Source organism: Stenotrophomonas sp. AS012628 (assembly GCF_010608305.1).
Lineage (GTDB): Bacteria > Pseudomonadota > Gammaproteobacteria > Xanthomonadales > Xanthomonadaceae > Stenotrophomonas > Stenotrophomonas geniculata.
In genome coordinates this window covers 47,254-56,652 of the sequence record NZ_VMBJ01000031.1, presented here as the reverse complement: position 1 = coordinate 56,652, position 9,399 = coordinate 47,254, and the positions used below count along the sequence as shown (strand labels likewise).

At 65.0% G+C, this 9,399-nt stretch carries 9 protein-coding genes; 1 reads left to right on the top strand and 8 read right to left on the bottom strand.

Annotation, left to right across the window (positions count from 1 at the left end):
• Positions 1–143: 143 nt before the first annotated feature.
• A complete protein-coding gene (locus G5A07_RS14320) occupies positions 144–1,535 on the bottom strand; it encodes a 3-deoxy-7-phosphoheptulonate synthase class II (RefSeq protein WP_010483972.1) in 1,392 nt (463 codons plus the stop codon).
• A gap of 217 nt (positions 1,536–1,752) precedes the next feature.
• Between G5A07_RS14320 and G5A07_RS14315 the strand changes: the two genes are divergently transcribed.
• On the top strand, positions 1,753–3,876 hold the full coding sequence (locus G5A07_RS14315; protein ID WP_049411415.1) for a TonB-dependent receptor: 2,124 nt from the start codon (positions 1,753–1,755) through the stop codon (positions 3,874–3,876).
• A 34-nt stretch (positions 3,877–3,910) separates the two neighbouring features.
• Here G5A07_RS14315 and G5A07_RS14310 read toward each other — a convergent pair whose 3' ends face one another.
• The 7 genes from G5A07_RS14310 to secY form a co-directional block, all read right to left on the bottom strand.
• A complete protein-coding gene (locus G5A07_RS14310) occupies positions 3,911–4,417 on the bottom strand; it encodes a disulfide bond formation protein B (RefSeq protein ID WP_043401431.1) in 507 nt (168 codons plus the stop codon).
• A gap of 231 nt (positions 4,418–4,648) precedes the next feature.
• Positions 4,649–5,032, bottom strand: coding sequence for a 50S ribosomal protein L17 (rplQ, locus tag G5A07_RS14305; RefSeq protein ID WP_005408217.1), 384 nt, complete (start codon positions 5,030–5,032; stop codon positions 4,649–4,651).
• Between the two features lie 191 nt (positions 5,033–5,223).
• A complete protein-coding gene (rpoA, locus tag G5A07_RS14300; protein ID WP_010483975.1) occupies positions 5,224–6,222 on the bottom strand; it encodes a DNA-directed RNA polymerase subunit alpha in 999 nt (332 codons plus the stop codon).
• Positions 6,223–6,277: 55 nt separating this feature from the next.
• Positions 6,278–6,907, bottom strand: coding sequence for a 30S ribosomal protein S4 (rpsD, locus tag G5A07_RS14295; protein ID WP_004145446.1), 630 nt, complete (start codon positions 6,905–6,907; stop codon positions 6,278–6,280).
• Positions 6,908–6,922: 15 nt separating this feature from the next.
• The gene (rpsK, locus tag G5A07_RS14290; protein ID WP_004145443.1) at positions 6,923–7,312 is read right to left on the bottom strand and encodes a 30S ribosomal protein S11; all 390 of its coding nucleotides are present in this window, start codon (positions 7,310–7,312) and stop codon (positions 6,923–6,925) included.
• Between the two features lie 11 nt (positions 7,313–7,323).
• Complete coding sequence (gene rpsM, locus G5A07_RS14285; RefSeq protein ID WP_004154500.1) at positions 7,324–7,680, bottom strand: 30S ribosomal protein S13; 357 nt, start codon at positions 7,678–7,680, stop codon at positions 7,324–7,326.
• Positions 7,681–8,027: 347 nt separating this feature from the next.
• Entirely contained in the window at positions 8,028–9,395 is a 1,368-nt protein-coding gene (secY, locus tag G5A07_RS14280; RefSeq protein ID WP_191863479.1) for a preprotein translocase subunit SecY, read from the bottom strand.
• Positions 9,396–9,399: the final 4 nt, after the last annotated feature.

The window sequence follows — 9,399 nt, the reverse complement described above, 5'->3', positions numbered from 1 at the left end:
TCGAGCCCCCATGGACGGGTTTACGGCGTGTCCTGACCACCCACACCGCCCCGCCATCCCACGGAATGCCGCTTCTGCTGTTGCTTTTGCTGTTGCTTCGGATTCTGGGCAGGTGCAGGGCTGCAAGCCCTGCCGAAAAACCCTTACCGCACTTGCTCCTGCTTGCGCACGATCGCCATCGCGATCTCCAGCGACTGCTCGTAGTTCAACCGCGGGTCCACCGTTGAACGATACGCGCGCTCCAGGTCACGCTCGGTCAGTTCGCGCGCGCCACCGGTGCACTCGGTCACGTCTTCGCCGGTCAGCTCCAGGTGCACACCCCCCAGGCGCGTGCCTGCGGCCGCATGCAGATCGAACGACATCTCCACTTCGCCACGCACATTGTCGAAGCGACGTGTCTTGAAACCGTTGGCGGTGCTTTCGGTGTTGCCATGCATCGCATCGCACACCCACAGCACGCGACGGCCATCGCGCTTGACCGCATCCAGCAGCGGCGGCAGCTTCTCGGCGATCTGCGCCGCACCCATGCGGTGGATGAAACTCAGGCGGCCCGGTTCGTCATGCGGGTTGAGCACGTCGATCAGGCGCAGCAGCTGGTCCGGCGTCACCGATGGGCCGACCTTGATCGCGATCGGATTGCGCACGCCACGCAGGTATTCCACGTGTGCGCCATCGAGCGCAGCGGTGCGCATGCCAATCCACGGGTAATGCGTGCTCAGGTTCAACCAGCCCTGCTGGCGCGGCACCTGCCGGGTCAGCGCCTGCTCGTAGGGCAGCAGCAACGCCTCGTGCGAGGTGTAGAAATCGATGCGGTTGAGGTTGTGCACGCGGGCCCCAGCCAGAGTCTCCATGAAGTGCACCGCATCACCGATCGAGGCCACCATCTTCTGGTACTCGGCGGCCAGCGGCGAGTGGCTTACCCACTCCAGGTTCCAGTACTCGGGGTGGTGCAGGTCGGCGAAGCCACCATCGATCAGCGCCCGCACGAAGTTCATCGTCATCGCGGAGTGCGCGTGGGCCTGCAGCATCCGCTTCGGGTCCGGCAGGCGCGCCGCCTCGGTGAAGGCCGGCGCGTTGATCACATCGCCGCGGTAGCTCGGCAGCGTCACACCGTCGCGGGTCTCGGTATCGGCCGAACGCGGCTTGGCGTACTGGCCGGCGAAACGACCGACGCGGATCACCGGCTGGCGCAGGCCGTGAACCAGCACCAGGCTCATCTGCAGCAGCACCTTCAGGCGGTTGGAGATGGTGCCCGATTCGCAGTCGCTGAAATTCTCGGCGCAGTCGCCACCCTGCAGCAGGAAGCGCTTGCCCTCCTGGGCCTCGGCCAGCTGCTGCTTCAGCGCCAGGATCTCCCACGAGGTGACCAGCGGCGGCAGCCGCTTCAGCTCGTGCAGGGCAGCGTCCAGCGCCACAGGGTCCGGGTAGGTCGGCATCTGCAGCGCGGTCTTGCCACGCCAGCTCTCCGGCGACCAGGCAGCGCCGGTGGCCGCTGCGACGGGATCGGGGACAGGCGAAACGGCGGACAGGCTCATTGCAGGCTTCCGGAGGTGGGAGACGTTCATGGTCGCAGAGCCGACCGCTGTCGCAAAGGGTCGAACGGCGTCTGCACATGACTGAACGCCGGGGAAAGGGCATCGCGATCGGCCAAAAGCGGCATGCCCACGGCCAGCCGGACAGGCGCATGATTCGCCACGCACTGTTACGAAGTAACACTCAATTCCCATTGGCCCCTTCCACAGCGTATCCGCCATGAAGCCCTCCCTGCTCGCTACCGGCATCACCTTCGCCCTGACCCTGGCCAGCCTGCCTTCCCTCGCTGTGGCCGCCGATGCCGCCGCTCCCGTGAAGGACCTCGACACGGTCACCGTCAGCGCCCAGCTCGACCAGGCCCGCAACGCACTGTCGCCGGACATCGGCAGCAGCCAGTACCAGATCACCGCCGAGGACATCCAGAAGCAGCCGCTGGGCGCCTCCGCGCCGCTCAGCCAGGTGCTGCTGCAGGCGCCGGGCGTGGTCCAGGATTCCTATGGCGGCGTGCACGTGCGCGGCGACCACGCCAATCTGCAGTACCGCATCAACGGCGTGCTGTTGCCCGAATCGATCTCCGGCTTCGGCCAGACCCTGGATGCGCGCACGATCAAGAGCATCCGGCTGATGGACGGGGCATTGCCAGCACAGTTCGGCGAGCGCACCGCCGCGGTGGTCGACATCACCACCCGCAGTGGCGCCGAGCTCGGCAATGGCGGCAGCGTCGGCATCACCACCGGCTCGTTCGGCAAGGTCAATCCGAATGCCTCATGGTGGGGCTCGCAGGGGCGCTGGAGCTGGTTCCTGACCGGCAACTACGACCAGAACGAAGTCGGCCTGGAGAACCCGACCCGTTCGCGCAAGCCGGAGCATGACGATACCCACCAAGGCAAGGCGTTCGCCGACCTGACCTATCTGGTCAACGACACCACCCGCCTGAGCGTGTTCGCTGGCTTCGCCAACAACCGCTTCCAGATTCCGGTCAACCCCGGCCAGACGCCGCAGTTCGGCTACCTGGACACCACCACCTTCGATTCCAGCCAGCTGGATGAGACCCAGCGCGAGACCACGCGCTTCGGCATGCTGGTGCTGCAGGGCACACTGGGCGACACCGCCTACCAGGTCTCGGCCGGGCAGCGATACAGCGATGTCGGCTTCAATCCCGATGTGGTCGGCGATCTGGTGTTCAGCGGCGTCGCCTCGCAGGTCCAGCGCAGCAACCGCGCCAACACCCTGCAGGCCGACTTCTCCACCCCACTGGGCAACGACCACACATTGCGCTACGGCCTGTACGGCAACTACGAGAACGCGCGGGCCAGCAACAACAGCTGGGTATTCCCGGTTGATGATGCCGGCCAGCAGTCCAGCACCACACCGCTGCTGATACCTGACCGCAGCGCGTTCCATGCCAGCACGCTGGCGTTGTACGTGCAGGACGAATGGAAGCTCGGCGACGACTGGACCGTGAACTACGGCCTGCGTGGCGACCGCTACAAAGCCTTCGGCCACACCGAGGGCCAGCTCAGCCCGCGCGTGGGCGTGGTCTGGAATGCCAGCGACAGCACCACCGTGCACGCCGGCTATTCACGCTACTTCACGCCACCGGCCAGCGAACTGATCGCCAGCAGCGACATCGCGCTATACGACGGCACCACCAACCAGCAGCCCAGCGGCGGCAACAACACGCCGCTGGCCGAGCGCAGCGACTACTACGACATCGGCGTCTCGCAGCAACTGGGCGAGCACCTGACCCTGGGCCTGGATGCGTATGACCGACGCGTCGCCCGCCTGCAGGACGAAGGCCAGTTCGGCGCCGCCTACATCTATTCGACCTTCAACTATCGCCGTGGCCATATCCGCGGCCTGGAGTTCAGTGCCGACTACAGCAACGGTCCGTTCAGCGCCTACTTCAACGCCGCGCTGAACAAGGCCATCGGTACCGACGTCATCACCGGCCAGTACAACCTCGATCCGGACGCGCTGGCCTATGTGGCCAACCACTGGATCCACCTCGACCACGACCAGAAGCTGACGTCGTCCGGTGGCCTCAGCTACGCCTTCGCCGGGCACAACCGGATCGGGGCCAACTACGTGTTCGGCAGCGGCCTGCGTTCGGACATCGAGGGCGTGCCCAATGGTGGCGAGCTGCCGTCCTACCTGCAGGTGAATCTCAGCGCCGGACACGATTTCAACGCCGACAGCGGTCATCCGCTGCACGTGCAGCTGGCCGTGATCAACGCACTGGATCGCAGCTACCAGCTGCGTGATGGCGGCGGTGTCGGCGTGTTCGCCCCGCAGTGGGGGCCGCGCCGTGGCGCTTACCTGAGCCTGCAGCAGGACTTCTGAGGTAGTGCCGGCCAGCGGCCGGCACTGCCCTGCTTCAGCGCTTGACCTTGCGCAGCGACACCACCAGCGCCCACAGCGCCAGCAGCACGAACCACACGGCCGACCACATCGGCATGGTCAGGCCCAGGAACGTCCAGTCGATGTTGCCGCAGTTGCCGGTACCGGTCAGCACGGTGCGGAACACTTCCAGCGGCCCCATGGTCTCGCTCAGGAAGGCCAGCGGCGGGCCACAGGTGGAACCCATTTCCGGCGGCAGCATCTGCACGTAGACGTGGCGCGCGGCGATGCCGACACCCACTGCGGCGGCAATGAAGGCCAGCACGCCATAGGTCGCGCGGCCGGGACGGTTGGAAGGCCCGTGCAGTGCACCGATCAGGAACAGCAGCCCCAGCGCGGCAAATGCCAGGCGCTGGAAGATGCACAACGGACACGGCTCCAGGCCCATCTTCAGCTGCAGGAAGATCGCGTAGCCGAGCAGGCCCGCGCAGATCAGGAAGCCCAGGAAGAACTGGGCGCGGAAGGGCCAGCGCAGTGGATTCATCGTCAACGCTCGAATGGATCAGGCGCCAAGCGTAACCGAGAGTGCGCGCCGTCTGAACCACCACAGGTGACGCCCGTCGGAACGGTGTGGGTCGCATTGTGCCGCAGGTAGCGCCGGGCCATGCCCGGCGAGCGTAGCGGATACGGAAACGCCGGGCATGGCCCGGCGCTACCAGAACGCAAAAGCCCGGCAGAGGCCGGGCTTTCGCTGTGTCGCGTTCGAGCAGTCCGATTACTCGGCCACTTCCTCGGCCACGACCGGACGGTCGACCAGCTCGACGTAGGCCATCGGCGCGTTGTCGCCGGCGCGGAAGCCGCACTTCAGCAGACGCAGGTAGCCGCCCGGACGGTTCGCGTAGCGCGGGCCCAGGATGGTGAACAGGTTGCCCACGGCTTCGTTGTCGCGCAGGCGGGCGAAGGCCAGACGGCGGTTGGCGACGGAGTCGACCTTGGCCAGGGTGATCAGCGGCTCGGCAACGCGGCGCAGTTCCTTGGCCTTCGGCAGGGTGGTCTTGATCAGCTCGTGCTTGAACAGCGAGGCAGCCATGTTCTTGAACATCGCTTCGCGGTGGGCGCTGGTGCGGCTGAACTTACGGCCAGACTTCTGGTGACGCATGGTGATATTCCTTGGTTAATGATGAGGCTGTGCGGATCGTTGTCGCCTTCCTGGCGTTGCTGCGCGGACTGCGGTTGGTCCTGGCCGCCCGTCCTGGACGACCTGCCCCGCGAACCTGCGGTTCGTCGTGGCATGTTGTGTTGCGTTGAAGGCCCCACCGCGAACGGTGGAGCCTTCAGGCATTACCGATATCAGCCCAGCATGCCGTGGCTGGCGACACCGGCCGGCGGCCAGTTCTCCAGCTTCATGCCGAGCGACAGGCCGCGCTGAGCCAGCACTTCCTTGATCTCGGTGAGCGACTTCTTGCCCAGGTTCGGGGTCTTCAGCAGCTCCACTTCGGTCTTCTGGATCAGATCGCCGATGTAGTAGATGCTTTCAGCCTTCAGGCAGTTGGCCGAACGCACGGTCAGCTCCAGATCGTCGATCGGGCGCAGCAGCACCGGATCCACGCCGTTGTTGGCCGGCTTCGCCGCACCGCGGTCGCGGTGGGTGAAGTCACCGAACACCGACAGCTGGTCGCTGAGGATGTCGGCGGCGGTGCGCACGGCTTCCTCGGCGTCGATGGTGCCGTTGGTCTCGATATCGATGACCAGCTTGTCCAGGTCGGTACGCTGTTCGACGCGGGCCGCTTCAACGGCATAGGCGACGCGGCGGACCGGCGAGAACGAGGCATCCAGGACCAGGCGGCCGATGGCACGGGTTTCTTCGTCCGGACGACGACGCGCGGCAGCCGGCTGGTAGCCGAAACCACGTTCGATCTTCAGACGCATGTTGATCGCCGTATCCTTGGTCAGGTGGCAGATCACGTGTTCGCCGTTCAGGATCTCCACATTGTGGTCGACCTTGATATCGGCAGCGGTGACAACGCCCGGGCCCTGCTTGGACAGGGACAGGGTGGCGCTGTCGCCGGAGTGCATACGGATGGCCACGTCCTTCAGGTTCAGCAGGACTTCGAGCACGTCCTCCTGCAGACCTTCGACCGTGGTGTACTCATGCAACACGCCGTCGATTTCGACTTCCGTGATGGCGAAGCCCGGGATGGACGACAGCAGCACGCGACGCAGGGCATTACCCAGCGTATGCCCGTAACCCCGCTCCAAAGGTTCGATAACGACCTTTGCACGGGTGTCGGTAAGGCGTTCGATCTGCGGACCGCGAGGACGCAGAACCTGGTTGGCGGTAACCGTCATGTTGCGGGTTCTCCTAGTGAACCCCCGGCCGTCGCCGGGGGCTCTCCAATGTGAATTACTTCGAATACAGCTCGACGATCAGCGCTTCGTTGATGTCCGCAGGCAGATCCGAACGATCCGGAACAGCCTTGAAGATGCCGGTGAACTTGCCGGAATCCACTTCAACCCACGACGGGCTCAGGTCATGCTGGGCGGCGACGGTCAGGGCTTCCTGGACGCGCAGCTGCTTGGCAGCCTTTTCAGACAGGGCGATGGCGTCGCCAGCCTTGACCTGGTACGAAGCCAGGTTGACCGACTTGCCATTCACGGTGACGCCGCGGTGCGACACCAGCTGACGGGCAGCCGGACGGGTCACGGCGAAGCCCATGCGGTAGACGACGTTGTCCAGGCGGGTTTCCAGCAGCTGCAGCAGGTTCTCGCCGGTGTTGCCCTTCTTGGTCGAGGCCTTCTTGTAGTAGTTGCGGAACTGACGCTCCAGCAGGCCGTAGATACGCTTGACCTTCTGCTTTTCACGCAGCTGGGTGGCGTAGTCGGACAGCTTGCCCTTGCGGGCAGTGGCGCCGTGCTGGCCGGGCTTCTGCTCCAGCTTGCACTTCGAGTCCAGCGCACGCGCCGGGCTCTTCAGGGACAGGTCGGCGCCTTCGCGACGGGCGAGCTTACAGGTAGGACCGATATAACGAGCCATTTCTTATCGCTCCCTTTAGACGCGACGCTTCTTCGGCGGACGGCACCCGTTGTGCGGGATAGGCGTCACGTCGATGATGTTGGTGATCTTGTAGCCGACGTTGTTCAACGAACGCACGGCCGACTCACGGCCCGGACCCGGGCCCTTGATGCGGACTTCCAGCGACTTCACACCGTAGTCCAGCGCAGCACGACCGGCCTTTTCAGCAGCCACCTGGGCAGCGAACGGGGTCGACTTGCGCGAACCGCGGAAGCCAGCGCCACCGGAGGTCGCCCACGACAGAGCGTTGCCCTGGCGGTCGGTGATGGTGACGATGGTGTTGTTGAACGAAGCGTGGACGTGGGCAACGCCGTCGGTGACGACGCGCTTGATCTTCTTCTTGGTCTTAGCAGCGGGCTTAGCCATTTCTCAGTCCCTTACTTCTTGATCGCCTTGCGCGGACCCTTGCGGGTGCGGGCGTTGGTACGGGTGCGCTGGCCACGCAGCGGGAGGCCACGACGGTGACGCAGGCCGCGGTAGCAGCCCAGGTCCATCAGGCGCTTGATCGCGATGCCGATCTCACGGCGCAGATCGCCTTCCACGATGTACTTGCCGACTTCGGCGCGCAGGCGCTCGATTTCCGGCTCCGACAGATCGCGGATCTTGGTGGTCGAAGCAACGCCTGCGACTTCGCAGACCTTCTTCGAACGGGTACGGCCGATGCCGTAAATGCTTTGCAACCCGACCCAGACGTGCTTCTGGGCTGGCAGGTTGACGCCTGCAATACGCGCCATGACGCGGTTCTCCAGCTGAGTGATGGCCGACAGCGCGCCTCGGGCACGCCAATCCGGCAGGATGGATCAAAAAAGTGAACTAGCGATACTAACAAGGTTCCGGTTTACATGGAAGCCCGTGAAACCATTGGTTTCATGAACCCGGCCTGGGGAGTGTGCCCAGGCTCCGGCGCCGGATGGGGTTGGACCTGGGGTTTCCCCCGGAGCCGCCCGCGCTACTCCAGCGCGGGACCACCTCATCACACCCCCACCCGGAACCGCTGCGGGGGCCGCCCTTCGTTTGTGTGGCCGGAGTCCGCGAAGCGGAGGGACCATCACGTCAGGAAGACGAAAGTATAACAGGCCAATCAGCCGCGGGCAAAACCGCCGCGGTTGCCGCCCCTCAGGTTGGCCTTCTTCAGCAGGCTCTCGTACTGGTGGGACATCAGGTGCGCCTGCACCTGGGCGATGAAGTCCATCACCACCACCACCACGATCAGCAGCGAAGTACCGCCGAAGTAGAACGAGGCGTTCAGCTGCGTGCGCATCAGTTCCGGCAGCAGGCAGACGATCACCAGGTAGGCCGAGCCGGCCGCGGTCAGGCGGGTCAGCACGCCGTCGATGTAGTCGGCAGTGGCCTTGCCCGGACGGATGCCCGGAATCAGCGCGCCCGACTTCTTCAGGTTGTCGGCGGTTTCCTGCGAGTTGAACACCAGCGCGGTGTAGAAGAACGCGAAACCGGTGATCAGCGCGGCGAAGACGATCATGTGCAGCGGCTCGCCCGGGCCCAGCGCGTTGGCGACCTTCTGCAGGACCTGGCCGAAGCTGCTCTGGTTGGCGGCCTGGCCGGACCACATGGCCAGGGTGGCCGGGAAGGCCAGCAGGCTCGAGGCGAAGATCGCCGGGATGACGCCGGCCATGTTGAGCTTCAGCGGCAGGAACGAGGTCTGGTTCATGTACGCATTGCGACCGCCCTGGCGGCGCGCGTAGTTGACCGTGATCCGGCGCTGGCCACGCTCGACGAACACCACGAAGAAGGTGAAGGCGAGCACGACGATGGCGATCAGCAGCAGCTGGATGAACTGGATGTTGCCGTCGCGGTAGGCGTCGAAGGTGTGGATGATCGCACCCGGCAGGCCAGCGACGATACCGGCGAAGATGATCAACGACACACCGTTGCCGATGCCGCGCTCGGTGACCTGCTCACCGACCCACATCAGGAACATGGTGCCGGCGGTCAGCGCGACCACGGCGGTGAGCACGAAGCCCATGCCCGGTGCGTACACGACCGGAGCGCCCGACGGCGAGACCTGGCCCTGCAGGGCCAGCGCGATCGAACCGCCCTGCACCACTGCCAGCAGCACGGCGCCGATGCGCGAATACTGGGTGATCTTGCGGCGGCCGGACTCACCTTCCTTCTGCATCGCCTTCAGGGCGGGGAAGATGTGCACGGCCAGCTGCATCACGATCGATGCCGAGATGTACGGCATCACGTTCAGCGCGAAGATGCTGAAACGGTGCAGGGCGCCGCCCGAGAACATGTTGAACATGTCCACGATGCCGCCGCCCTGCTGTTGCATCATGGCAAGCATGGCATCGGGATTGACGCCCGGCACCGGCACGTAGCAGCCGATGCGATAGACGATCAAAGCCCCGACGACGAACAGCAAACGTTGGCGAAGTTCAGTGAACTTGCCCATTCCGCCCGCGAGGTTACCGATGCCAGCTTGCGCCATGATT

Excerpts from the sequence above, each read along its gene's own strand:
- G5A07_RS14320 (WP_010483972.1), bottom strand. The coding sequence starts at position 1,535 with ATGAGCCTGTCCGCCGTTTCGCCTGTCCCCGATCCCGTCGCAGCGGCC.
- G5A07_RS14315 (WP_049411415.1), top strand. The coding sequence starts at position 1,753 with ATGAAGCCCTCCCTGCTCGCTACCGGCATCACCTTCGCCCTGACCCTG.
- G5A07_RS14310 (WP_043401431.1), bottom strand. The coding sequence starts at position 4,417 with ATGAATCCACTGCGCTGGCCCTTCCGCGCCCAGTTCTTCCTGGGCTTC.
- rplQ (WP_005408217.1), bottom strand. The coding sequence starts at position 5,032 with ATGCGTCACCAGAAGTCTGGCCGTAAGTTCAGCCGCACCAGCGCCCAC.
- rpoA (WP_010483975.1), bottom strand. The coding sequence starts at position 6,222 with ATGACGGTTACCGCCAACCAGGTTCTGCGTCCTCGCGGTCCGCAGATC.
- rpsD (WP_004145446.1), bottom strand. The coding sequence starts at position 6,907 with ATGGCTCGTTATATCGGTCCTACCTGTAAGCTCGCCCGTCGCGAAGGC.
- rpsK (WP_004145443.1), bottom strand. The coding sequence starts at position 7,312 with ATGGCTAAGCCCGCTGCTAAGACCAAGAAGAAGATCAAGCGCGTCGTC.
- rpsM (WP_004154500.1), bottom strand. The coding sequence starts at position 7,680 with ATGGCGCGTATTGCAGGCGTCAACCTGCCAGCCCAGAAGCACGTCTGG.
- secY (WP_191863479.1), bottom strand. The coding sequence starts at position 9,395 with ATGGCGCAAGCTGGCATCGGTAACCTCGCGGGCGGAATGGGCAAGTTC.